This window comes from Paraburkholderia sp. SG-MS1, from assembly GCF_012275575.1.
GTDB lineage: Bacteria > Pseudomonadota > Gammaproteobacteria > Burkholderiales > Burkholderiaceae > Paraburkholderia.
The window spans coordinates 21,185-43,976 of record NZ_NPIH01000131.1; the positions used below are offsets into that span (position 1 = coordinate 21,185).

The 22,792-nt window shown below is 65.0% G+C and carries 23 protein-coding genes; 12 read left to right on the forward strand and 11 right to left on the reverse strand.

Going from position 1 to position 22,792, the window contains the following annotated elements; genetic code table 11:
- Window positions 1-7 precede the first annotated feature (7 nt).
- The 5 genes from CIC12_RS10095 (at window position 8) to hutC (CIC12_RS10115) (ending at window position 4,015) form a co-directional block, all read left to right on the forward strand.
- Window positions 8-835 (forward strand): transporter substrate-binding domain-containing protein, encoded by an 828-nt coding sequence (locus CIC12_RS10095; RefSeq protein WP_168663985.1) that lies wholly within the window; start codon window positions 8-10, stop codon window positions 833-835.
- Between the two features lie 93 nt (window positions 836-928).
- Window positions 929-1,579 (forward strand): amino acid ABC transporter permease, encoded by a 651-nt coding sequence (locus tag CIC12_RS10100; protein ID WP_168663986.1) that lies wholly within the window; start codon window positions 929-931, stop codon window positions 1,577-1,579.
- Window positions 1,580-1,603: 24 nt separating this feature from the next.
- On the forward strand, window positions 1,604-2,266 hold the full coding sequence (locus CIC12_RS10105) for an amino acid ABC transporter permease (protein ID WP_168663987.1): 663 nt from the start codon (window positions 1,604-1,606) through the stop codon (window positions 2,264-2,266).
- A 13-nt stretch (window positions 2,267-2,279) separates the two neighbouring features.
- Window positions 2,280-3,149: an amino acid ABC transporter ATP-binding protein gene (locus CIC12_RS10110; RefSeq protein WP_168663988.1), complete on the forward strand. Its 870-nt coding sequence runs from the start codon at window positions 2,280-2,282 to the stop codon at window positions 3,147-3,149.
- A 62-nt stretch (window positions 3,150-3,211) separates the two neighbouring features.
- Complete coding sequence (gene hutC, locus CIC12_RS10115) at window positions 3,212-4,015, forward strand: histidine utilization repressor (protein ID WP_168663989.1); 804 nt, start codon at window positions 3,212-3,214, stop codon at window positions 4,013-4,015.
- 42 nt (window positions 4,016-4,057) lie between these two features.
- On the opposite strand, the gene hutC (CIC12_RS10120) is transcribed toward hutC (CIC12_RS10115), so the two are convergent.
- The 9 genes from hutC (CIC12_RS10120) to CIC12_RS10160 all read right to left on the reverse strand — a co-directional run bounded on the left by hutC (CIC12_RS10120) (window position 4,058) and on the right by CIC12_RS10160 (window position 12,618).
- The gene (hutC, locus tag CIC12_RS10120) at window positions 4,058-4,846 is read right to left on the reverse strand and encodes a histidine utilization repressor (protein WP_168663990.1); all 789 of its coding nucleotides are present in this window, start codon (window positions 4,844-4,846) and stop codon (window positions 4,058-4,060) included.
- Window positions 4,847-4,937: 91 nt separating this feature from the next.
- Complete coding sequence (locus CIC12_RS10125; RefSeq protein WP_168663991.1) at window positions 4,938-6,587, reverse strand: HAL/PAL/TAL family ammonia-lyase; 1,650 nt, start codon at window positions 6,585-6,587, stop codon at window positions 4,938-4,940.
- Window positions 6,588-6,625: 38 nt separating this feature from the next.
- The gene (locus CIC12_RS10130) at window positions 6,626-7,417 is read right to left on the reverse strand and encodes an ABC transporter ATP-binding protein (RefSeq protein WP_168663992.1); all 792 of its coding nucleotides are present in this window, start codon (window positions 7,415-7,417) and stop codon (window positions 6,626-6,628) included.
- Between the two features lie 47 nt (window positions 7,418-7,464).
- Window positions 7,465-8,220, reverse strand: coding sequence for an ABC transporter permease (locus tag CIC12_RS10135; protein ID WP_168663993.1), 756 nt, complete (start codon window positions 8,218-8,220; stop codon window positions 7,465-7,467).
- Window positions 8,221-8,234: 14 nt separating this feature from the next.
- Window positions 8,235-8,957, reverse strand: coding sequence for an ABC transporter permease (locus CIC12_RS10140; RefSeq protein WP_168663994.1), 723 nt, complete (start codon window positions 8,955-8,957; stop codon window positions 8,235-8,237).
- Between the two features lie 88 nt (window positions 8,958-9,045).
- Window positions 9,046-9,870, reverse strand: a complete 825-nt coding sequence (locus CIC12_RS10145; protein WP_174771995.1) for a transporter substrate-binding domain-containing protein — start codon at window positions 9,868-9,870, stop codon at window positions 9,046-9,048.
- A gap of 311 nt (window positions 9,871-10,181) precedes the next feature.
- Complete coding sequence (locus CIC12_RS10150) at window positions 10,182-10,862, reverse strand: methyltransferase family protein (protein WP_168663996.1); 681 nt, start codon at window positions 10,860-10,862, stop codon at window positions 10,182-10,184.
- Between the two features lie 31 nt (window positions 10,863-10,893).
- The gene (locus tag CIC12_RS10155) at window positions 10,894-11,730 is read right to left on the reverse strand and encodes an arylamine N-acetyltransferase family protein (RefSeq protein WP_168663997.1); all 837 of its coding nucleotides are present in this window, start codon (window positions 11,728-11,730) and stop codon (window positions 10,894-10,896) included.
- Between the two features lie 207 nt (window positions 11,731-11,937).
- Window positions 11,938-12,618 carry a hypothetical protein gene (locus tag CIC12_RS10160; RefSeq protein ID WP_168663998.1) on the reverse strand — a complete coding sequence of 227 codons (681 nt, stop codon included), beginning with the start codon at window positions 12,616-12,618 and terminating at the stop codon, window positions 11,938-11,940.
- Window positions 12,619-12,960: 342 nt separating this feature from the next.
- Here CIC12_RS10160 and CIC12_RS10165 point away from each other — a divergent pair, with 342 nt between their 5' ends.
- Window positions 12,961-14,496, forward strand: coding sequence for a carbohydrate porin (locus CIC12_RS10165; protein ID WP_168663999.1), 1,536 nt, complete (start codon window positions 12,961-12,963; stop codon window positions 14,494-14,496).
- A 144-nt stretch (window positions 14,497-14,640) separates the two neighbouring features.
- Here the strand turns inward: CIC12_RS10165 and CIC12_RS10170 are convergent, their stop codons facing one another.
- Window positions 14,641-15,522 (reverse strand): LysR family transcriptional regulator, encoded by an 882-nt coding sequence (locus CIC12_RS10170; RefSeq protein ID WP_168664000.1) that lies wholly within the window; start codon window positions 15,520-15,522, stop codon window positions 14,641-14,643.
- Window positions 15,523-15,623: 101 nt separating this feature from the next.
- On the opposite strand from CIC12_RS10170, the gene CIC12_RS10175 reads away from it, so the two are divergent.
- On the forward strand, window positions 15,624-16,544 hold the full coding sequence (locus tag CIC12_RS10175; RefSeq protein WP_168664001.1) for a DMT family transporter: 921 nt from the start codon (window positions 15,624-15,626) through the stop codon (window positions 16,542-16,544).
- 485 nt (window positions 16,545-17,029) lie between these two features.
- Here CIC12_RS10175 and CIC12_RS10180 read toward each other — a convergent pair whose 3' ends face one another.
- Entirely contained in the window at window positions 17,030-18,328 is a 1,299-nt protein-coding gene (locus tag CIC12_RS10180) for an MFS transporter (protein ID WP_174771998.1), read from the reverse strand.
- A 195-nt stretch (window positions 18,329-18,523) separates the two neighbouring features.
- Here CIC12_RS10180 and CIC12_RS10185 point away from each other — a divergent pair, with 195 nt between their 5' ends.
- The 5 genes from CIC12_RS10185 to CIC12_RS10205 form a co-directional block, all read left to right on the forward strand.
- Window positions 18,524-19,297, forward strand: coding sequence for a GntR family transcriptional regulator (locus CIC12_RS10185; RefSeq protein WP_168664003.1), 774 nt, complete (start codon window positions 18,524-18,526; stop codon window positions 19,295-19,297).
- 8 nt (window positions 19,298-19,305) lie between these two features.
- Complete coding sequence (gene mdcA, locus CIC12_RS10190; RefSeq protein ID WP_168664004.1) at window positions 19,306-20,976, forward strand: malonate decarboxylase subunit alpha; 1,671 nt, start codon at window positions 19,306-19,308, stop codon at window positions 20,974-20,976.
- A 2-nt stretch (window positions 20,977-20,978) separates the two neighbouring features.
- Complete coding sequence (locus tag CIC12_RS10195; RefSeq protein WP_168664005.1) at window positions 20,979-22,013, forward strand: triphosphoribosyl-dephospho-CoA synthase; 1,035 nt, start codon at window positions 20,979-20,981, stop codon at window positions 22,011-22,013.
- Window positions 22,001-22,315 (forward strand): malonate decarboxylase subunit delta, encoded by a 315-nt coding sequence (locus CIC12_RS10200; RefSeq protein ID WP_168664006.1) that lies wholly within the window; start codon window positions 22,001-22,003, stop codon window positions 22,313-22,315. Before CIC12_RS10195 ends, CIC12_RS10200 begins: the two co-directional genes overlap by 13 nt.
- Window positions 22,312-22,792 (forward strand): carboxyl transferase domain-containing protein (locus tag CIC12_RS10205; RefSeq protein WP_274597550.1); only part of this gene is annotated, 481 nt, incomplete at its 3' end. The genes CIC12_RS10200 and CIC12_RS10205, both read left to right, overlap by 4 nt.

Consider the following 22,792-nt stretch of genomic DNA (forward strand, 5'->3'; position numbering starts at 1 on the left):
GAATCCCATGCGTATCCTTGCAGGCTGGAAGTGTCGTCTGGTCATGGTCGCGTTGTGCGCGGCAAGTGTCGCCGCCCACGCGGAAGACCAGCTCGCCAAAGTGAAGAAGGCCGGCGAACTGGTGGTCGGCACCGAGATGCAGTTCGCCCCGTTCGACTTCCTCGAAAACGGTCAGCAGGCGGGTTTCAACAAGGACCTGTTCGCGGAGGTCGGCAAGGAAATGGGCGTGAAGGTGCGCTTCATCGACCTGCCCTGGCCGAGCGTGCTGCCGGGTCTCGAAGCGGGCAAATTCGACATGGTGGGCGGCCCGTTGACGGTCACGAAGGCGCGCATGGAACGCTACACGTACACGCTGCCGGTCGCGGACGCTACCGACGCGCTGCTCAAACGCGCGAACGATTCATCGCTCAAGCAATCGGCGGATATCGCGGGCAAGACGGTCGGCGCGGGCAAGGGCTCGGCGCAGCTCGATCAATTGAAGGCCTACGTGGCCACGTTGCCGAAGCCGCCTGAAATCCGCGAATACGTCGACAACAATCAGGCTTACGCCGATCTCGCCGCTGGCCGCATCGCGGCGGTCGCGAACTCGATGACCAATATCGCGTACGTGGCCAAGCAGCGCCCGGAGACGTTCGCCGTCGTGCAGCCGCCGTTCGGCGCGAAGGTCTACTTCGCTTACGCGTTGCGCAAGGACGCGGACAGCAAGCCGCTCGCCGACGCGTTCAACGCCGCGCTCGTGAAAATGCACAACGACGGGCGCCTCGCGGCCTTGCAGAAGAAATGGTTCGGCGTCGCGATGGACGCGCCGACCACGATGCCCGTCCCGAACTATTGATCGTCTCACGCGGCGTTTGACGCACGCGATGCGCGCCGCGACGCGTTGCATCGCATCACATCGCCCCCCGTCGGTCCAGCGAGTGCTCCGCCTATGTTCAGCACGACCGTCTTCGTTCAGGGCTTGCCGTTGCTGCTGCACGCGGCGCTCGCCACCATCGGCATTTCGCTCACGGGGCTCGTGATCGGCTTCTTCGTCGGGATCGGCGTGTGCGCGGCGCGGCTCTCGCCGAAGCGCGCGGCGCGCATGTTCGGCGGCACTTACGTGTTCTTCTTTCGCGGCGTGCCGATGCTCGTGCAGTTGCTGCTCGTGTACTACCTGCTGCCGTTCGCGGGCATCAACGTATCGCCGGTCGTCGCGGCGATCAGCGCGGTGTCGCTATGTTCCGCCTCATACATCGCCGAGATTTTGCGCGGCGGTTTTCTCAGCATTCCACCAGGTCATCTCGAAGCCGCACGCATGCTCGGGCTCTCGCCGTTCGATATGCTGCGGCGCATCCTCGTGCCGCAGGCATTCCGCCTGACGCTGCCGTCGCTTGTCAATGAAATGGTGCTGCTGATCAAGGCTTCGTCGTTGATTTCGGTGGTCGGCGTGGCCGAGTTGACGCGCACCGCGCAAAACATCGCCGCCAGCACGTACCGGCCACTGGAAGCGTATCTCGCGGCGGGGCTCATCTACTTCGTGATCTGCGGTACGCTCGCGCTCGTCGCGCATACCGCCGAATATCGTTTGCAACACGCCTGATTTCGCGCCTACATCAACCACGCCATGCAAACGCTCGATCCCACCGTCATCACGCACAACCTGCAGCCGATCGCAGCGGGTCTCGCGACGACGCTCGGCACCTGGGCCGCGGGCGTCGCGATCGGCCTCGTCATCGGGTTTCTGATCGCCGTGCTGCAACTGTTCTGCGGACGCTGGGTGCGCGGCGCCCTGCGCATCTATATCGAACTGTTTCGCGGCACACCGTTTCTCGTGCAACTGTTTCTGCTGTACTACGGCGGCCCGTCAATCGGCCTCACGCTCGAACCGATGACAGCCGGCGTGCTGGGCCTCGGCCTCTACGGCAGCGCCTATTTTGCCGAAGCATTCCGCTCCGGCTTCCAGTCCGTGCCGCCCGGACATCTCGAAGCGGCGTCGTGTCTCGGCCTCACGCGCTGGCAAGCCGTGTTGCGCATCCAGGTGCCGCAAATGCTGGTGCTGATCGTGCCGGCGCTGACCAATCTGATCATCGTGCTGAGCAAGGAGACCGCGGTGCTGTCCATCGTCACCGTGCCTGAGCTGACCTTCGTGCTGACCGGCATCGGCTCGGCCACCTTTGCTTTCGTCGAAACGCTGCTGGTGCTGTGCGTGTGCTACCTCGCGCTGGTCGAGCTGACCTCGCGCGCGGGCATGTGGGCCGAGACCCGCATCGCACGCTTCATCGCATGAAACCGGAGCCTTTATGAACGCCATCACCGACCTGCCCTCCTCCGCGCCCGCCGCCGGTGCCACCGCGGTGCCCGGCGCACCGCTGGTCGAAGTGCGCGATCTGCGCAAACGCTTCGGCGACGTCGAGGTGCTGCGCGGCGTCGATCTGCAGATCGCGCGCTCCGAAGTCGTGTGCATCATCGGCCCGTCGGGCTCCGGCAAGAGCACGCTGTTGCGCTGCCTCGCCGCACTCGAAACGTACGATCAGGGCGACGTGCGCATCGAAGGCGAACTGCTCGGCTATAGCGAGCGCAACGGCAAACGGGTGCGCGCGTCGCAGGGCGAAATCAATCGCGTGCGGCGCAACGTCGGCATGGTGTTTCAGCAGTTCAACCTGTGGCCGCACATGAGCGCGCTCGGCAATGTGATGGAGGCCTTGCTGCGCGTGCGGCATCTGTCACGCGACGAAGCGCGCCGCCGCGCCAACGCGATGCTCGACACGGTGGGTCTCGCGCACAAGGGTGACGCGTATCCGGCGAAGCTCTCGGGCGGCCAGCAGCAACGGGTGGCGATAGCGCGAGCGCTCGCGATGGAGCCGCACATCATGCTGTTCGACGAGCCGACCTCGGCGCTCGATCCGGAACTGGTCGGCGAAGTACTGCAAGTGATGAAACAGCTCGCGCGCGACGGCATGACGATGGCGGTCGTCACGCACGAAATGGGATTTGCCGCACAAGTCGCGGACAAGGTCATGTTCATCGACCAGGGCCGCATCGCCGTGCAAGGCAGACCGCGTGACGTGTTCCACGATGCCGGGCAGCCGCGTCTGCGGCAATTCCTGCAAAACTACTTCGATCGCAACGCGTTCTGGACGCGTGAAGCCAACGACGCGCCGCCGCGATGAATACGCGCCCCCGTCCGCCCGTGCCCACGCCCGCATCACACAATCGCTAGCGAGCGCCGCCGATGACCTCTACGGTTCGCAGCAAGGCTCACGACAAACCGCCTGCCGCCGCGGCGCTGAAAACCGCGCGCGCCGCCGACGAGATCCCCGCTGCGCGCTACGAACAGGTCAAGCACCACATCCGCCAGATCATCGAATCGGGCGCGCGCCAGGCGGGCGACCGTTTGCCATCGGAACTGGATCTCGTCGCGACGCTCGGCGTGTCGCGTATGACGGTCAATCGCGCGCTGCGCGAACTGGCCGACGCGGGGCTCGTCACGCGAGTCTCGGGCGTCGGCACCTTCGTCGCGCAAAGCAAGCCGCAATCCACGCTGCTGATGATCGCGCATATCGGCGACGAGATTCGCTCGCGTGGGCACGAATACCGTTGCGATACGGTGCTGTCGCAACGCGAGACGGCGTCGGTGAGCGTATCGAACGCATTGGGACTCGTGCCTGGCGCGTCGGTGTTTCACGTGACCTGTGTGCACCGGGAGAACGGCCGCCCCGTGCAGTTGGAAGACCGCTATGTGAATCCGGCAATCGCGCCGGACTTTCTGCAACAGGATTTCTCGGCGGTCAGGCCGTCGGAGTATCTGCTCGAAATCGTGCCCGCGCACGACGTCGAGCATGTCGTCGACGCGGCGCTGCCGACGCGCGCCGAAGCCGAGCTGCTGGAAATTCGCGCGGAAGAGCCCTGCCTCACGCTGATGCGCCGCACGTGGACCAGCGGCGTGGCGGTGACGTTCGCGCGCTTCGTGCATCCGGGCTCGCGTTATCGGCTAGGTTGCCGCTTTTCGCCGGACATGTCGCAGCGTCAGGGCTGACGCCCCTCACGCTGCCGCGCCGATGCCTTGATATGAACCGCGCTAGACGTTCCCCGCCAGATGAAAGCGCGACGCCGGATGCCATAAGCGCACCGACGTCGCCACATCGTCGCCGACCCACGTGCGACGCCAGAGCTGCAAGCACGGCTCGCCGATATCCATCGTCAGATGCCGGCGCACATGGGCGTCGGGCTTCTGCGCATAGATGCGAAAGTCCGCGCGCTGGATCGGCGCGAGCCGCACCATGTAGTGATTCGGCGTTTCGGCCGTGAAGTCTTGCTGCAAATACTCGGGGAATACTTTCGGATTGACGTAGCGGTCCTCGTACTGGATCGGCTCGCCTTCCTCGCTGTGCACGATGCAGGAATGAAACGCCGGGCCGCTCGCGAGTCCGAGCGCTTCGAGCGCCTGCGGATCGTCGCTTGGTTCGAGCGTGAGCACGCGCGCGGCGTGACGATGGCCGCGCGCGGCGATTTCGTCGGCGATATTGCGGATTTCCAGCACCGTCGATTCATAACGCTGCGGCGCGACGAACGTGCCGGAGCCTTGCACGCGTGTGAGCACGCGCTCGGCGGTCAGCTCGCGCAGCGCGCGCGACACCGTCATACGCGCGACGCCGAACTCCTTGACCAGCTCCATTTCGGATGGGATCAGCCCGTTTGGCTTCCAGTCGCCTTCACTGATGCGTTTGATCACGTAGCGCTTGATCTGCTCATAGGCAGGCATTGCCCTGACCGGCATCTCGCGGTGGCGCTCGCCGTGGTTCTGCGTCTGGGCGCCCGGCGCGGCGGGTGCGTTTGGTGCGGTTTGCGCGTTTGTGGTTGTGTTCACTCCGACCTCGTGGGTGGTACGCGGTGGTACAGGGTTGTGCACCGAAGCCGGTTCGCCGGCAGGTCAGCCCGCTCACCGGCATGGTGGTCCATCATGCCATGTGGGCGGCGGCGTGCCCGTCATTGATCGCGGCGCTCGCGGCTGCACGGACGTTGCCCGCGGCCGCCAGATTCGTCACCGTCACGCGCGCGAGCTGCTGCGCACCGTCGACGGAGGTGGCCGACCTGGGCCCAAGGTTACCGGGGTTCGGCAACGGCGGCGGCGCCTCGTCGGCGATCATCCGGAACGCGACGCTCATGTCGTCGGCGAGCGGGCGGTCGTCGCGATATGTCGGCACGACGCACCGCACGCGTTGCCGCAGCGCTTCGGTATGCGGCGCGCGCGGCGCGTCGATACTCTGCAGATCGTAGGCTTGCGCCGCCGCCAGCAATTCGATCGCAACGATGCGCCCGGCGTTGTCGATGATTTCCAGTGCCTTGAGCGCGGCAGGCGTGGCGTGGCACAGGTGATCCTCCTGCAGGCCCGACGTGATGCCGCCGTCGAGACTCGCGGGCATCGCGAGGCGCCGGTTCTGCGCCACCAGCGAGGCCGCCGTGTACTGCGCGATCATGAAGCCCGAACAGGTGCCGCCCGGTTCCGCGAGAAACGCCGGCAAGCCGCTGACCAGCGGATTGACGAGACGGTCGAGGCGCCGCTCGGCCATCGCGGCGACCTGGGCGATCGCGGTGGCGAGGCTGTCCATGGCCAGCGCGATCGACGCGCCCACCGCATGCGCCTGCGAATGGACGCGCGGCGCGTCCGGCGTGCCGGCGACGATCGGGTTGTCGGTGATGGACGCGAGTTCGCGATTGACCACGTCGGCGGTTGCGGCCAGCACGTCGCGCGCGGCGCCGTGCACATGTGGGATGGTCCGCATGCTCAGCGGGTCTTGCGTACGTTGACCGACCACCGCCGCGAGAATGCCGCTGTCGGCGAGCGTGATGCGCATCCGCTCGCCGACCAGATTGAGGCCGGCGGAAATGCGCAGCGCGAGCGAGTCTTCGTCGAAGGCCGCGAGCTGCCCGCGCAGATTCTCGAAGCTCATCGCGGCGACCATGTCGGTCCAGTCGAGCAGACGTGCCGCGCGCGCCATCGCGAGCGCCGCGAGGCCGGTGACGCACGGCGTGCCGTTGATCAGGCTCAGCCCTTCCTTCGCTTCGAGCACGAGCGGCTCGAGCCCGAGCATGTGCAAAGCGTCGCGCCCCTTGAGCCGCTCGCCGCGATAACGCACATGTCCCTCACCGATACAAACCAGTGCGATATGCGCCATGTGGCTCAGATAACCCACCGAGCCGAAGGCGGGCACCTCGGGCAAGCAATCCGCGTTGAGCAAGGCCACCAGTTGCTCCGCGACTTCGAGGCGAATCCCCGAATGCCCGTGCGCGAAGTTGTTGACGGCCGCGGCCATGATCGCGCGCGTCTCGGCGGATCCGAGCGGCGCGCCGACACCGACCGCGTGGCTCATCAGAATGTTGCGCGACAGCGTGCGCTGCTCGGCCGGCGACACGATCACGTCGCACAGCGCGCCCACGCCGGTATTCACGCCATACGCGCGAATCCCGCGCGCGACGATCTGCTCGACGAGCACACGCGCCGCCATCATGCGCGCGCGGGCATCGCTGCAAAGTTCGAGCGGCTCGCCGGCGGCGACTGCCGCCACCTGAGACCAGTCGAGAGGACGTTCGGAACGGATCACGGCCATGATAGTGCTCTGCTCGGTCAATTACCTGGTGATAGTGATCAGTGGGTACTGCGGTCCTGATGACTCGACACGAATTGCCGGAAGCGCTCAGACTTGCATTGAACGAACACTTCGTCGGGCGTGCCGTCCGCTTCCACTTGCCCCTGATGCAGGAACATCACGCGGTTCGACACATGACGCGCGAAACCCATCTCGTGCGTGACGACCAGCATCGTGCGACCCTCTTCGGCGAGCGAGCGCATTACGCGCAGCACTTCGCCCACCAGTTCGGGATCGAGCGCCGAAGTGGGTTCGTCGAACAACATCACCTTCGGATGCATCGCGAGCGCGCGTGCAATTGCAACGCGCTGCTGCTGACCACCCGACAGATGCGCCGGATAGTGGCCGCGCTTCTCCGCAAGACCGACTTTCGCGAGCAACGCCTCGGCCTCTTCGACGGACTCGGCGCGGCTGCGCTTTTGCACACGCATCGGCCCTTCGATCAGATTCTCCAGCACCGTCATATGCGACCAGAGATTGAAGTTCTGGAACACCATGCCGAGTTGCGAGCGCACGCGGTCCACCTGGCGGCGGTCGCTCGGTTGCAGCTTGCCGTCGCCGCGGCGTTTCATCTTCAATTCTTCGCCAGCGAGCGCGACCGAACCGTCGTCGGGTGTTTCGAGCAGGTTCAGACAGCGCAGGAACGTGCTCTTGCCCGAGCCGCTCGCGCCGAGAATCGAGATCACGTCGCCCTGGTGCGCATCGAGCGAAATGCCTTTGAGCACGTGATGCTCGCCAAACGATTTATGAATGTTCTTGACCGACAGTGCGACGGGTGCCGTAGGGTTCATGTAATTCTCCAGGTTCAATCCAGATTCAAGCCGGACGGGCCGGTCATTCAGGACGCGGCGCGGCGGGTTTCAGTGGTGCCCGAGACCGGAGGGCCTGGTGCGCGCTGCGCGGGCGCCGCGCGCAAATGGCGCGACAGACGCGTTTCGAGCAGCCCGAGCGCACGCACGATCAGGAAGTTCAGAAACAGATAGATCAGCGCCGCACAGATGAACACTTCAGTCGTGCGATAGCTCTGCTGGATGATCTGCTGCGCGACGCCGGTCACCTCCCACACCGTGACGAGGCTCGCGAGCGCGGTCGACTTGACGAGCAGCACGGCTTCGGTCGAATACGCGGGCAGACACTGGCGCAAGGCAATCGGACCGATCACACGGCGCAGCAGCGCGAAGCCCGACAGGCCGATCGCATGACCCGCCTCGATCTGCCCGACCGGCACGGCCATCAGGCCGCCGCGAATGATCTCGGCGGTGTATCCCGCCGTACACAGCGCGAGCGATAAAACCGCGCACAGGTACGGCTCGCGCAATACCGGCCACAGGAAGCTCTCGCGAATCACGCCGAACTGGCCCATGCCGTAGTAGACGAGGAACATCTGGATCAGTAGCGGCGAGCCGCGAAACACGAGGATATAAGCGCGTGCGAAGCGGTTCGGCAACCAGTGCGGCGAGACGCGCATCGTTACGATCACGAGCGACAGCAGGCCGCCGAGTATCAGCGAGCAGAAGAACAGCCCGAGCGTGGTCGGCACCGCGGCGATCAGTTGCTTGAGCGTGTCGAGCAGAAAGTCGAAATCGAAATGCATGGTGGCCGCTCCCGTCAGTTGCGCGCGAAGTTGCGCTTGAAGGACCGGCCCACGCGCGCCTCGGCGTGGTTGAAGACCCGGTTCGAGATGCTGGTCATCAGCAGATACAGCGCGCCGCCCACCACGAAGAACGTGAAGTACTGGTGCGTGGAGCCGGCCGCCACCTGGCTCGTGCGCAGCAGCTCCGCGAGCCCCGTCACGGAGATCAGCGCCGAATCCTTAAGGCTGAGCTGCCAGACGTTGCCGATGCCCGGCAGCGCAAAGCGCAGGACTTGCGGAATCAGAATGCGGCGCGCCATCGTCAGCGTCGGCATGCCGATCGAGCGCGCGGCTTCGAGTTCGCCGCGCGCCACGGCCAGCACCGCCGCGCGATACACCTCGGCCTGATACGCGCCCGAAATCATGCCGACCGCCAGTGCGCCGACCACGAACGGCGGCACGCCGACGAAACCTTCCGCGCCGAACCACTGGCCGACGGTGGTCACGAGCGTCGAGCCGCCGAAATAAAACAGATAGATCACGAGCAGCTCAGGCACGCCACGAAACACCGTCGTGTAGATATCGCCGATCACGCGCAGCGTGCGAAAGCGCGATAGCTTGGCCGCCGCCACCAGCGCGCCGAGCACGGCGCCTACCGCGAGCGCGGCCAGCGTGAGCGCGACCGTCATCAACGCCGCGAGCAGCAACACCCCGCCCCAGCCTTCCGGCCCGAAGCCGAGCATTTCTATCAGAGCCATTCCCTACTCCTCGTCTATGACCGCGGATCGAACCAGCCGGCATGCGCACGCTCGTTGCGCGCGCCGCCTCTACCGAGCGCTCGACGCATCAAGGCGTGACGTCGGTCTTGAACCACTTTTCGGAAAGCTTTTTGACGGTGCCGTCGGCGAGTGCTGCACCGATCGCGGTGTCGAACTTCGCCCTCAGATCGGCGTCCTGCTTGCGGAATGCGAGCCCTTCGCCCGGCCCCCAGATCGGGCCGCCGATCTTCGGTCCGGCCATCGTGATCGACGCGGTTTCCTTCTTGTCGATGTTGGCGGCGTAGTAGGTCACGTCGTCGAACGAAGCGTCGATGCGGCCGTTGGCCAGATCCAGATCGCGTTCAGGCGAGGTCTTGTAGACGCGAATGCTGGCGACGTCCTTGAAACCGTCGTTGATGAATTTGGTGTAGACCGTGCCCGACTGGATGCCGATGGTCTTGCCCTTCAACTGCTTGCGCAGCGCGTCGATGGCCGGCTGGTCGGCCTTCGGGTCGCCCGAGAGCTTGACGAGGGCGGCGCTAGGCGCAGCCTTCGGCAAGATCTTCGCATCGGCCACGGCGAACGTGGCAGGCGTCGCGGCGTAGGGCCGCGAGAATGCGATGACTTTCTCACGCTCCGGCGTGATCGAGATCGCATCCATCAGGACGTCGAACTTTCCGGCTTGCAGACCGGGAATCATGCCGTCCCAATCCTGCGCGACGAGATTGCATTGCAGCTTGGCGCGCTCACACAGATTGGCGACCAGTTCGGGTTCGAAGCCGCCCAGCTTGCCACCAGGCAAGGTCAGATTCCACGGCGCGTAGCCGCCTTCCAGCGCGATCGTCACCGTCTTCCAGTCTTTGGCCTGCACCGGGGCCGCGAACATCGCCACGGCGCCGAGAACGGCGCCCATGAATGCGTTTGCTGCCGTTCTGCGCTTCACTTTCACGTCGAAACTCCTTTTGATTGAGGAAACCGTCGAGCTGGGTGCTTGAGCTTTTTTTTCACGTTGATTTGTATAGACAAGCTTGCACGAGTCAAAAAGCGGCTGCAAGTGGATTCAATGGAAATGGCCGCGATCATCGGGCAAACCCCTACTTTACGCCGTGCGATAAGGCTCTTCAGGGGGGGGTTAGTGGCCGGACGTCGCGTAATGAAGCTGCCGCGTGCATGACGCGCCAATCACTTTGTCTAGACAGGTTCACGCCTGAAGACCAATTCGCACTACCAGATGAACGGCACGAAGCGATAACGCACGCGCGCCATGTACTCGCTATAACCCTCGAGTTGCTCCGCGAGGACGCGCTCCTCGCGCACCGCGCGCCAACCCATGCCAAACACCATCACGGGCACGAACGCGAGTCCCCACCATGACCCGAGCAGCAACGGTGTACCGACGAGCAGCAGCAGCGCGGCGGCATACATCGGATGCCGGACGTGCGCGTAAGGGCCGGTGTCGATCACCTTATGGCCGCGGCTTGCCTGAATCTTGACGACGGGCGCGGCATAACTGTTGGCCTCGAACACGAACCGGCACATGAAGAGGCAGAGGAACACGCAAAGCGAACCGAGACTGACCAGCCAGACAGGCAGCGGTGCGGACCATTGGAAGCGCATCGCGTCGAACCCCATCGCGATGAGCCAGGCGCACCACACGAGCGCGACGCCGATCATGAAGAGACGGTCCCAGCGGCTTTGCTGTGCCTGCACGAACGGTGCGAGACGTTCAGCGAGAAGGCCTGGATCATGGCGCGCGAGCCACAGGCCGATCCACAGACTCAATGCGCCCAGTTCGATCAGATACCACCAGGCGGCCGGCCACGCGAAGCTGCCCGCCGCGCCGAACAGCAGCGCGCCCATCGCCGCCAGCCAGACCACCGTTTGCAGGACGAGGCGCTTGATCATCGCGGCGGCGCTGCACGTTTAACGCTACACGTTATGCGCTTTGCGCCGGCGTGCGCACGCGTTCGAACACCTCGGCGATGTCGATGTCGCCGGTGTCCAGACCGAAGCGCTCGTGCAGGCATACGGCGAGTTCGTCGGCGCTGACGAGTTGCCGCTCGCTAATCATCTGCCCGCTGCCAGCGCGCTCGTTCAGCTGATCGTTGAACAGCGTGAGACGTGCTTCCGGCAACACGCGGCACACGATCAGGTTGCTGGCGAAAATCGAATCGGGCGACGTCGACGTGTACCAGTTCGAGGTTTCGTAATCGATCCACTCCACCGGCTGCAAGTCGAAGCGATAGACGCGCGCCCAGCTTTCGTCGAGAGCCTGCACTTCGAGATACAGCGCGTCGCGCGATGCATCGGCGAGGCGGAACGTGCCAAGCGGCGTCGGTTGCGCGAGACCCGTGGTTAACCGCAGCGGCGCGGTCAGCGTGACGCTGCCGAAGCCGACGTCGGCGATCCACGCATCGGTTCCAATGTCGATGCGCAGCACCATGTGCGTGCGAGGTGGAACCGCGTCGGACTCGCGCCCCCACACTACGCGCCCGAGCAGCGGCGTGACCTTGAAACCCAGTTGCATCAGCACGTTGGCGAACAGCGCGTTCTGTTCGAAGCAATAACCGCCGCGCCGTGCGGTGACGAGTTTGCTCTCGACCGATTCGAGGTCCAGCTTCACCGGCCGCCGCGTGAGCGGGTTCAGATTCTCGAACGGAATCGCTGCGGGATGCAGCCTGTGAATCGTCTGAAGGACTTCCAGCGTGGCCGCGCGCGGGCCTTCGTAGCCGATGCGGGCAAAGTAGTGTGGCAGATTGACGACGTATGACATCGGCGTGGTCCGGTAGGTTACAGAGCTGGACGCTGACGGACCTGCACACTCGGCCCGGTACGCGATCCGACGGTTTCGGGACAAGATCATAGCCGCATTTGCCACGCCTGCTTGCCGCTTGCCCGATGCGCGCGCCTCGCCGCTTTTCCGTCACCGCGTGGGGCGCGGCCCTACTGCATGAGCGGCGCCCGACACGTGTACCGCCCGCTACTGCATTCCCTTCAATGCCGACGTCGCGATCGACGGCACGGTAATGCCGTGGCTCGATGCGAACTGCACCGCCGAATTCAGCGTGGACATCAGCGATTGCAACTGGCCCGGCGCCGACTGTGCGATGTAAGACGCACTCTGCGCCGTCTGCGGATTCAGCCCCGACTGCAACAGCGAAGACGGGCTCATCTGACCGATGCTGCCAAGTCCTGACTGCAGGCTCGAATACTGGCTCACGCCCTTGCCGAGCGATGACAGGCCGTCCGTGAACGCCTGCTTGTCGACCGGTGCCGCCGACGCGCTGCCGCTCGCATGACTCGCGAACGCATCCGTCAGCTTCTGCGAGAGCGACTGCTGCGTGCTGCCCACCTGCGTCAATTGACTCACCGAGGGCGTTCCGCCGCTCAGCAGACCCGCGGCCTGCTGCGCCTCACCTGCAGCACTGCTCATGCCCATCGCCGACGCGAGGCTCGACTGGCCGCTCAGCACCTGCTGGTTCGCCCCCGCATAGGTTTGCAGCAGCTGCGACATGCCGCCTTCGGAAGCCGGCGCGGTACCCGCCGAACTATTGCCGCCGCCAAGGCCGAACTGCTTCAGATTCAGTTGCGCGCTTGCCACGCCGCTCGCAAGCACACTGCCGCCGATCAGCATCGACATTAAAAGAATGCGGGTTTTCATCTTTCTCTCCTTACTGTGTAGGGCTTCGGGGTTGATCGTGCGCTTCGACATGTCACGTGCGAGGACGTTCGACCTGACCACACCCATGCGATTCAATGACCTTTTCATTCGGTTCAAATGACGTACAACTATCAATGAGTAGCTGCACGAAACGGACAAAATGACATGCCATCAATATTGATGAGAACCGTTCTCATCTAAATTGACGCCTGCCCCACGCGTGGGTACGATTCGCGCTAATTTGCTGCACGACGTCGCCGGCTGTTAGGCAAATCGTGGGCTGGCAACATCGCCAGTTCCCGTGATGAGTAATCAGTCGGAACAAAACCAATAAGGATTTCGATGAAGTTCGCCCATCTCAATGGCGCCGTCGCGCAGGCACGTTCCGTTCGCGATAGCGCGGTGCGGGCCAGCGCAACTTATCGTACCCGCTTGCCTTCGATGCGGCGCGTCGCCCTGTGCACCGCATTCGCCTGGGCATCGTTGACGGCCTCTGCCGCGATGGCCGAAACCAATCCCGAAGCCAATCCCGATGCCGCACCGGAAGCCCCCGAAGCCGATCTGAAGATGAAGGCCGCCCAGACGGGCCAGTGGACCAGCTTCTGGAACCGCGAGCAGATGCTCGGCGACATCGGCGGCCTGCGCCCCTGGCTCGGCAAGTACGGCGTGACATTCACGCTCACCGAGACCAGCGAAGTGCTCGCCAATCTGCGCGGCGGCCTCGCGCGCGGCGCGGACTACGACGGTCTGACGACCGCCACTGTGCAGATGGATACGCAAAAAGCGTTCGGGCTGCCCGGCGGCCTGTTCAACGTCAGCGCGTTGCAGATTCACGGCGCCAACCTGAGCGCCAACAAGCTCGGCACACTGAATACCGCAAGCGGCATCGAAGCCGAGGACACCACTCGCCTGTGGGAATTGTGGTATCAGCAGTCGTTTCTGAACAAACGTCTCGACGTGAAGATCGGTCAGCAAAGTATTGACCAGGAATTCATCACGAGCCAGTACTCGGCTCTGTTCCTGAACACGATGTTCGGCTGGCCCGCCCTGCCCTCGTACAACATGCCGTCCGGCGGTCCGGCGTATCCGCTGGCGGGCCTCGGCGTGCGCGTGCGTGGCCAGATCACGCCTTCGTTGACGGCGTTGGCGGGCGTGTTCTCCGGCGACCCGCTCGGCAACAACCCGGACAACCTGAGCGGCACCAACTTCAATCTGCACAACGGCACGTTGTGGATCGGCGAGTTGCAATACGCGATCAACCAGCCGGCCGACGGCGAAATGGCCCGCACCGGCAGCAAGGCATTGCCCGGCACCTACAAGATCGGCGTCTGGTACAACAACAACAGTTTCGCGGACCAGCGCTACGACAACAACGGCTTGTCAATGGCGAATCCCGCATCGACCGGCGTGCCCGCGAATCATCGCGGCAACTACAGCATCTACGCGGTAGCCGACCAGATGGTCTGGCGTCCTGATCCTGACGAGCCGCGCAGTCTCGGTGTGTTCGCGCGCGTGATGGGCGGCCCCGGCGACCGCAACCTGGTGAGCATCGCGGCCAACCTCGGGGTCGTGCTGAAAGCACCATTCGCCGGCCGCGACGACGATAGCGTCGGCCTCGCGCTCACCTACATCAAGGTCGGCAATCACGTGCACGGACTCGATGAAGATTTCCGGGCCTTCACCAACGGGCCCTACGGCGTGCGCACCAGCGAAACCACGCTCGAGGCGACCTATCAGTACAAGGTCAATCCGTGGTGGCAACTGCAAGCTGACGCGCAATACACGTTCAATGCCGGCGCCGGCCAGAATCCGAACGACCCGACGCAGCCGCTGCGCAACACGTTCGTCATCGGCGTGCGGACCAACATCAATTTCTGATGCCGTTCGCGCCCGACCCCGTACGCTACCGATAAACCAGAACCCGTGCTTCCGGTCATGACCGACACCGCCGCTTTGTGCGCAGGCACGGAGGTTCGCGCCGCTGCTCTCGCCGCTCGGCACGCAAACGCTCGCGAATTTCACCTACACGCCGACCCCACGCGCCGGCGCGCGCAACGACAGATCCTGCACCATCTGCGCAGCCAGATAATCGCAGGTCGGGCGGTCCGATTTGGCGCTGCGCGCCACCACGATTTCCAATGGCGCGATCTTCGGCAAGCCTTGCGCTTCGCCGAGAATCGCGAGCCGCGCCGGCACGCTGCAACGCGTGAGTGCGATCACCGACAACCCCGCATCCACGGTCGCCACCAGTCCCATCAGGCTCGCGCTGCTGAACGCCGCCCGATAGCGGATCCGCGCGCCGTCCAGTGCGGCCAGCGTGTGCCGGCGCGCGACACAGCCGGGCTCGTAGAGTCCCACCGGTAACGGCGACGCCGCCAGCACCGGCGTATCCACCGACGCCCCCACCCACACCATCGGCTCGCTGCGCACGAATTCGCCACGCAACTTGCGGTCGCGCGTGACGAACGCGAGATCGATCTTGTTATCGGCCAGCATCGGTGCGAGCGACGTGCTTTGTGCGCAGACGATCTCGATCTCCACATGCGGATACAGGTTCGAGAAACGCCGCAACACCGGCGACAGCAGCGACGAGACGTAATCGTCCGGCGCGCCGAGCACCACGCGTCCCGTCACCTCGGGCCGCACGATCGCCGACCAGGCCTCCTCGTGCAGCGCGAGCACGCGCCGCGCGTATTCGAGCAGCGTATTGCCGGGCCGCGTGAGCGACAGATTGCGCGTATTGCGCGCGAACAACGTGGTGCCGAGCATGGTTTCGAGCCGTTTGATCTGCATGCTGACGGCCGCCTGCGAGCGATGCACGGTGGTCGCCGCTTTCGTGAAGCTGCCCGTCTCCACCACCGCGACAAAGCTGCGCAACAGGTCGACGTCGAATTCGGGGTGCATGATTTATCAATCCGGCTGATGGAATTACTCAATTTAATTCGTTTGTCGGTGCCACGCAAGCCGCGCAATACTCGGGATATCACGTTTCGGAGCCGCTTCGCATGTCCCTCACCCAACGTCAACAAGGCGCGATCACGCTCGCGAGCGGCGGGCTGCTGATGGGCACGCTAGGCGTCTTCGTCGAGGAGGCGCGGCTCGGCGCGCTGACGCTCGTGTTCTTTCGCTGCCTGTTCGGGTTTCTGGCGCTTGCCGCGTATTGCGCATGGAAGGGCTTTTTCAAGCGATCACATTTCACGCGCCGCACCGTCGCGCTCGCGTTGCTCTCGGGCGTGCTGATGGTCACGCAGTGGGTTGGCTTTTTCGACGCGATCCATCGCACCAGCATTGCCGTGGCGACCGTGGTGTTTCACGTGCAGCCGTTCTGGGTCGTGCTGATCGGCGCGGCGCTGTTCAATGAGCGGCTCGGTATGGATCGGCTCGGCTGGATCGCGACCGCGTTTGTCGGGCTCGTGCTCGCCTCGGGCGTCGCGGCCACGGAGCATCTGCAGGGCCATACGGGTTATCTGATCGGGATCGGCGAGGCGCTAGTTGGGTCGCTGCTGTATGCGAGCGTGACGTTGATCGCCAAAGGGCTCGGCAATCTGCGCCCGCATCTGCTGACGCTCGCGCAATGCGCGGTCGGCGTGGTGTGTCTGCCGTTCATCGCGCCGCTCACCGCGGTGCATATCGGCCCGACGCAGTGGTTCTGGCTGGTCGGCATGGGCGTGCTGCATACGGGCTTGGCCTATGTGCTGATCTACGGCGCACTGCCCAGGCTAAGCACGCCGGTGATCGCGGTGCTGCTGTTCGTCTATCCGCTCACCGCGATCGTGGTGGATGCGGTGGTGTACGGCCGGGCGCTGTCGCTGCCGCAACTCGCAGGCATGACGCTGATCGTGGTGGCGAGCCTCGGCGTCAATCTGGGCTGGCCGCTGCTGTCGCTGCTGCGGCCTCGTGGACAGGCGCGGCGGCACGCGGATTGAGATCCTGTCTCACTGCGGCAAAAAAGTGGCGCCAGATTTCGCGCTTCATTGTTTCTGATGTTCCGGTGATCCAGCGTTCGACAGTTTGCGCGGCATCACGCCGTCAGCACGCCACTCGCAAGGGGGCTTCCGCGTCGCCGCGCGTTCTTCGCGGAACTCAACAGTCACGACGTCTGCTCCGCGCTACCGCTGGCAGCTTCTTCGCCTGCCGCACGTAGCAGGCAAACCGGTCTTCAAAAGTGAAAGTCTTCATTGCTAACAGGCTCGGAGAAGCACCGTCCCGGTGTACTCAAAAAAACAGTGGCGCGAATAGTGACAAATGCCGTTATCACTGCGGTACTGGCAGGTACTGGCTGAGCGCAAGGTCATCCGGAGAACGAACCGATTGCAAAAAAATGGATTCAGACAACGCTGTGCTGAATCCATTCACCTGGGCTGGCCTGCCTAATTCGTGCTGAAGGCCTGTTCGCGCCACCCCGCCAAACTCACTGCGGCAACACCTCCCCCTTCGTCTCCGGTGCGAACGGAATCACGAACAAACCAATTACGAACGCGAGCGCCGTCAACGCGACCGGCACGCCGAGCGTATGCATGCGCAGCACCGCGGCACCGAGCAGAAAGTTGACGCCCGCGCCGACAAACCGCCCGAACGACGTACAGAACGCGAACGCCGTGGCCCGCACGCGGGTTTCGAACTGCTCCGGCAGCCACAGGCTGAACAACGCAAAATTGCCGCCGAAAAAGCCCAACACGCAGAGCCACGCGATAAACGGCGCGAGCCCGTTCGGCAGATAGAACGCCCAGCCGAAACTGCCGGCGATCGATACCGCCATGCCGGTGAAGTAAATCGCCAGTGTCTTCTTGCGGCCGATGCGCTCGGCGAGCGGCGGCAATGCGAGACAGCCGATGATCGTCGCGATGGACAAAAGCCCCGTCGCCACCGACGCCATCCTGATCGAATCGGCCTTCGTCATGCCGGCGCGGGTCGCCAGCTGAATCACCGCGGACGGCTCGTACACCGCACCCGCCCACAAGCCGATGATCGCGATCGTCAAGAGGATGCACGCCACCCAGGTCCGGCGCCGATAGGCCGGCCCGAGGATTTCGCGCAGGGGCTTGCTCCGCACGGCGTTGGCTTCGGCCTTCTGCCACTTCTCCGGCTCTTTCACGCGCAGCAGAATCAGAATCGCGACCACCACCGGCACCGCGCCGGTAAGGAACATCGCGCGCCAGCCGAAGTGCACGCCGATCGTGTAGTTGAGCGCCGCCGCGAGAAAGAAGCCCGCGTAGTAGCCCGTTTGCAGATAACCCGCGCCCATCTTGCGGCGATCCTCCGGCCACGCTTCGGCCACATAGGTGCCCGCCAGCGCCCACTCGCCGCCGATGCCGACGCCCGCAATGAAGCGATAAATGCCGAGTTCCCACACGTTCGAGGACGTCGCGGCGAGCCCCGTGAAAATCGCGAACGTGAAGATGGTGCCGGCCAGCACCTTGGTGCGCCCAAAGCGATCGGCGAGCGGCCCCCAGATGAACGACAGCCCCCACCCCACCAGGAACAGCGCAAACAGGATCGAGCCGGCGAGACCCACGTTCGCCGGCGTGGCCGCAAAACCGGAGCGCGGCAACAGCTCGGTCAAGGCCGGCGTCAACACGAGCGCGTAGATGAACGAGTCCATCCCGTCGAGCGTCCAGCCGGCCCATGCTCCCCAAAAACCTACGATCTGCGAACGATTGAGCGGCGTGCGGCGCCGCGCGACCGGTGTACTGTCGGTCAGTGAATTCATCATGCTCCTCCGGCCCTGCGATGGGCGTACGTAATCGGAACTACCGGGAACGACGACATGGAATGGCGCGCGCAGATCGACAGATACAGGCCACCTTTGTACGGCGGAGGCGTGGCCTGCGGGGCAGGCCCGGCAAAAACTTTCCGGGTTTGCCCGCGTGTAAAGCGCGTCTTTTTATATATAATATTTGATACCATGAGCGAAGCAATAGATGGTTTTCCCCTGGACGCCCCGGCACGCGGGCCGCTTTTGCCCGCTGCGGCGCCGCGCGAGAGCACTTCGCGTGTGATCGCGGAGGCCCTGCGCGCGGCGATCGTCGACGGCACGCTGGCGCCGGGCGCGCCGCTGCGCCAAGATGCGATCGCGCGGCACTTCTCCGTCAGCGCGATTCCGGTGCGCGAGGCGCTGCGCCAGATCGAAAGCGAAGGCTGGGTGAGAGCCGCAGTGCACAAAGGCGTGACAGTCGCGCCGTTGTCGGCGGATGAAGCGCGCGAGATCTACGAGATCCGTTCCGCTCTCGAGAGCCTCGCGATCGGCCTTGCAATTCCCAACCACAGCGCCGTGACGCTGCGCGACGCCGCGAACCTGTGCCACTCCGCCGAACGCGAGCCCGACCCGTCGCTGTACGTCGCGCGCAATGCCGCGTTTCACATGAGCCTGTATGCGCCCGCCGGGCGTCCGCAACTCGCGGATATGATCGGCATGCTGCATCGGCGCGGCGAACGGTATCTGCGCCTGAAGTTCGGCTTGCCCGCGTACAAGGGCGAGTCCGACAATGAGCACGCCGCGCTGCTCGACGCCGTGCAGCGGCGCGACATCGCGATGGCCCAGTCGCTCGTTGTCGCGCATCTGCTCGGCACCGGCGAGCTGCTCCATCGTTTTCTGACCGAACGGGCGCAGGCGGAAGCCGCGCTTGCGAATCAACCGAAGCCGCGCGGCAGACGCGCGCGCACCACCACCGGGAGTTGACCGAGCCGATGAACCGCCCCGCCGAAGCCGCTGCGTCATTACCCTCCGCCCGTTCATGGACCACGCGCCGCGACGAGAAGAACCGTCGCCTCGCCGCCATCGCTCCGTGGCTCGAAGACGGCATCCTGCCGACCCACCGCATCGTCGATGCGCTCGAAACGCTGATCCAGCCCGGCGACCGCGTCGCGCTCGAAGGCGATAACCAGAAGCAGGCCGACTTTCTGTCCCGCTCGTTCGCCAAGGTCGATCCGCAAAAGCTGCATGACGTGCATCTGCTGATTTCGAGCATCAGTCGTCCTGAGCATCTGACGCTGTTTGAGCGCGGCATCGCGCACAAGGTCGATTTTTCGTTTGCCGGGCCGCAGAGCTTGCGGGTCGCGCAACTGCTCGAAGACGGCCAGCTGGAAATTGGCGCGATCTATACGTACGTCGAACTGTATGCGCGCATGTTCGTCGATCTGACGCCGCGCGTCGCGCTGCTGTGCGCGGAAAAGGCCGACCGCCACGGCAATCTGTACACCGGCCCGAATACCGAGGACACGCCGACCATCGCCGAGGCCGCCGCGTTCCGGCACGGCATCGTGATCGTGCAGGTCAACGAGATCGTCGACGAATTGCCGCGCGTCGACATCCCGGGCTCATGGGTCGACGTAATCGTGCAGGCGGACCGGCCATTCGGCGTCGAGCCGCTCTTCACGCGCGATCCGCGCCACATCGGCGACCTGCAGGTGCTCACCGCCATGATGGTGATTCGCGGCATCTACGAGCCCTATGGAGTGAGCTCGCTGAATCACGGCATCGGCTTCGATACCGCGGCGATCGAATTGCTGCTGCCTACTTACGGCGAATCGTTAGGACTGAAGGGCAAGATCTGCCGCAACTGGACGCTCAATCCGCATCCCACGATGATCCCCGCGATCGAATCGGGCTGGGTCGACAGCATTCATTGCTTCGGCAGCGAGGTCGGCATGGAGGCCTATATCGAGGCGCGTCCCGACGTGTTCTTCACCGGCAACGACGGCAGCCTGCGCTCGAATCGCGTGCTGTGCCAACTGGCCGGGCAATACGGCGTCGATCTGTTCATCGGCTCGACTTTGCAGATCGACGCCGACGCGAATTCGTCGACCGTCACGCGTGGGCGTCTCGCCGGCTTCGGCGGTGCGCCGAACATGGGCCACGATCCGCGCGGCCGGCGTCATTCGAGCGAAGCATGGCTCAAGCTGCTCAAGGATCAGGGCCCGGTGTCGCGCGGCCAGAAGCTGGTCGTGCAACTGGCCGAGACGTACAAGAAAGGCGGTGAACCCGCTTTCGTCGATGAACTCGACGCGGTCGCGGTCGGCGCGAAAAACGGCATGCCGGTTGCGCCGGTAATGATCTACGGCGACGACGTGAGCCACGTCGTCACCGAGGAAGGCATCGCGCATCTGCACAAGGCCGAAGGCATCGAGGAGCGGCGCGCGGCAGTCGCCGCCGTGGCCGGCGTCACGCCGATCGGCTTGCGCGCCAGGCCTGAAAAGACGGCCGAGCTGCGCCGGCGCGGCATCGTCGCGTATCCGGAAGATCTCGGCATCCGCCGCGGCGAAGCCAAGCGTTCGTTGCTGGCCGCACGCAGCATCGACGATCTGGTGACGTGGTCGGGCGGTCTGTATGCGCCGCCGGCTCGCTTCAGGAGCTGGTGACGATGGCGCCCGCTGCCTCGCTCAAGCGTGCGCAGGAGCGCTCGTCCGCGCTGGAGGGCGACGCGCAATCGCCCCGCGCGGGTGCCCATGCCACGCGCGCCGATTCGCGCCGCGCCGCGCCGTCCGACGCGCAACTGGCCGGCTATGCGACCACCGCGCTGATCGAAGAAGCGCAGCTCACGCCCAAGCCCGCGCTGGTCGACCAGCGCGGCAGCGGCGCGCATCGCGATCTCGATCTCGCGACGATGCTGTGTTCCGCACAGGCACTCGAACCGACCTTCGCGGCGCTCGCGCGCGCAGCGCGCCGCCGTGGCGAACCGTCGGCGCTGCTGCGCACCGAGCTCGCGCAGATCGGCCGCGCCGGCGAGCAGGACATGTTGCGGGCCACTGGCGGCAGCAATGCACATCGCGGCGCGATCTGGATCGTCGGCTTGCTGGCCGCGGGGGCGGCGATGGACGCCCGCGCGGTTTCGCCCGTGAGTACTTTTGCGGCTGCGTCCGATCCTCGCTCGACCGGCGGTCATATCGAGCATCCAGACGCATCGCAAATCTGCACGCGTGCCGCGCAAATTGCCTGCTTCCCGGACCGCTTCGCCGCGCCCTCCGACAGTCACGGCGAACGCGCGAGGCAGCGCTACCAGGTCGGCGGCGCACGCCGCGAAGCGCAAGACGGTTTCCCGCACGTGATCGACGTCGGCTTGCCCGCGCTGCTCGCGGCGCGTGCCGAAGGCATCGACGAAAACGCCGCGCGCGTCGATGCATTGCTCGCGATCATGGCCTCGCTCGACGACACCTGTCTGCTGCATCGCGCAGGCTTGCCCGGCCTGCACGCCGGACAGCATGGCGCGCGCCGCGTGCTGCAAGCCGGCGGCAGTTCGACGCGCGCGGGCCGGGCCGCGCTCGCCGCGCTCGAACACGAGTTGCTGTCGCTCAACGCATCGCCCGGCGGCGCAGCCGATCTGCTCGCCGCCACCCTCTTTCTCGACATGCTGGCGCACCACCACGCCGGCCGGAGCCCAGACCCATGGAACATCTGACCTTCGACTATCCGGCGCAACGCGCCGTCACGACCCGCGCGCATGTCGGCGTGGTGGGTTCGGGCGATCTGGAAGTGCTGCTCTCGCCCACCGATCCCAGCGGCTCGCTCGCCGCGCATGTGGTCGTGCGCACCAGCGTCGACGGCTACAGCCACATCTGGAAAAGCGTGCTCGACCGTTTCTTCACCCGCTACGACGGCGCCGCGCAAATTGAAATCAACGACTTCGGCGCGACGCCGGGCGTGGTCGCGTTGCGGCTCGCGGAAGCGGTCGAAGCCGCCGAAGAAGGGGACGACGCATGACCACGAGTGCAAGCACCCATTGCGCGCCGCTGTTGCGCGACAGTTTCATCGAATTGCCCGCGCGCGAGCGCGCGCGCTCGCTGCTGGACGCGGGCAGCTTCCGCGAATTGCTCGGCCCGTTCGACCGGATCGAGTCGCCGTGGCTGCCGCTGCAAGGCGTCGTCTGCCAAGCCGACGACGGCTGCGTGATCGCGCGCGGCACGATCGACGGGGAGCCCGCCGTCATCGCCGCAATCGAGTCCGCGTTCCAGGGCGGCAGCATCGGCGAAGTGTCGGGCAGCAAGATCGCCGCGACGCTCGAAATGGCGCTGCGCGACTGCGAACGCGGCAAGCGCGTGCGCCCCGTCGTGCTGTTCGAAACCGGCGGCGTGCGGCTGCAGGAGGCGAACCTCGGTCTCGCGGTGATCGCGGAGATTCAGGCCGCAATCGTCGCGTTGCGCCGGCACGTGCCGGTGGTCGGCGTCGTGGCGGGGATGG

What these genes read in the sequence shown, in the direction of transcription:
- CIC12_RS10095 (WP_168663985.1), top strand. Translation starts at nt 8, where the DNA reads ATGCGTATCCTTGCAGGCTGGAAGTGTCGTCTGGTCATGGTCGCGTTG.
- CIC12_RS10100 (WP_168663986.1), top strand. Translation starts at nt 929, where the DNA reads ATGTTCAGCACGACCGTCTTCGTTCAGGGCTTGCCGTTGCTGCTGCAC.
- CIC12_RS10105 (WP_168663987.1), top strand. Translation starts at nt 1,604, where the DNA reads ATGCAAACGCTCGATCCCACCGTCATCACGCACAACCTGCAGCCGATC.
- CIC12_RS10110 (WP_168663988.1), top strand. Translation starts at nt 2,280, where the DNA reads ATGAACGCCATCACCGACCTGCCCTCCTCCGCGCCCGCCGCCGGTGCC.
- hutC (WP_168663989.1), top strand. Translation starts at nt 3,212, where the DNA reads ATGACCTCTACGGTTCGCAGCAAGGCTCACGACAAACCGCCTGCCGCC.
- CIC12_RS10125 (WP_168663991.1), bottom strand. Translation starts at nt 6,587, where the DNA reads ATGGCCGTGATCCGTTCCGAACGTCCTCTCGACTGGTCTCAGGTGGCG.
- CIC12_RS10130 (WP_168663992.1), bottom strand. Translation starts at nt 7,417, where the DNA reads ATGAACCCTACGGCACCCGTCGCACTGTCGGTCAAGAACATTCATAAA.
- CIC12_RS10135 (WP_168663993.1), bottom strand. Translation starts at nt 8,220, where the DNA reads ATGCATTTCGATTTCGACTTTCTGCTCGACACGCTCAAGCAACTGATC.
- CIC12_RS10140 (WP_168663994.1), bottom strand. Translation starts at nt 8,957, where the DNA reads ATGGCTCTGATAGAAATGCTCGGCTTCGGGCCGGAAGGCTGGGGCGGG.
- CIC12_RS10145 (WP_174771995.1), bottom strand. Translation starts at nt 9,870, where the DNA reads ATGGGCGCCGTTCTCGGCGCCGTGGCGATGTTCGCGGCCCCGGTGCAG.
- CIC12_RS10150 (WP_168663996.1), bottom strand. Translation starts at nt 10,862, where the DNA reads ATGATCAAGCGCCTCGTCCTGCAAACGGTGGTCTGGCTGGCGGCGATG.
- CIC12_RS10155 (WP_168663997.1), bottom strand. Translation starts at nt 11,730, where the DNA reads ATGTCATACGTCGTCAATCTGCCACACTACTTTGCCCGCATCGGCTAC.
- CIC12_RS10160 (WP_168663998.1), bottom strand. Translation starts at nt 12,618, where the DNA reads ATGAAAACCCGCATTCTTTTAATGTCGATGCTGATCGGCGGCAGTGTG.
- CIC12_RS10165 (WP_168663999.1), top strand. Translation starts at nt 12,961, where the DNA reads ATGAAGTTCGCCCATCTCAATGGCGCCGTCGCGCAGGCACGTTCCGTT.
- CIC12_RS10170 (WP_168664000.1), bottom strand. Translation starts at nt 15,522, where the DNA reads ATGCACCCCGAATTCGACGTCGACCTGTTGCGCAGCTTTGTCGCGGTG.
- CIC12_RS10175 (WP_168664001.1), top strand. Translation starts at nt 15,624, where the DNA reads ATGTCCCTCACCCAACGTCAACAAGGCGCGATCACGCTCGCGAGCGGC.
- CIC12_RS10180 (WP_174771998.1), bottom strand. Translation starts at nt 18,328, where the DNA reads ATGAATTCACTGACCGACAGTACACCGGTCGCGCGGCGCCGCACGCCG.
- CIC12_RS10185 (WP_168664003.1), top strand. Translation starts at nt 18,524, where the DNA reads ATGAGCGAAGCAATAGATGGTTTTCCCCTGGACGCCCCGGCACGCGGG.
- mdcA (WP_168664004.1), top strand. Translation starts at nt 19,306, where the DNA reads ATGAACCGCCCCGCCGAAGCCGCTGCGTCATTACCCTCCGCCCGTTCA.
- CIC12_RS10195 (WP_168664005.1), top strand. Translation starts at nt 20,979, where the DNA reads ATGGCGCCCGCTGCCTCGCTCAAGCGTGCGCAGGAGCGCTCGTCCGCG.
- CIC12_RS10200 (WP_168664006.1), top strand. Translation starts at nt 22,001, where the DNA reads ATGGAACATCTGACCTTCGACTATCCGGCGCAACGCGCCGTCACGACC.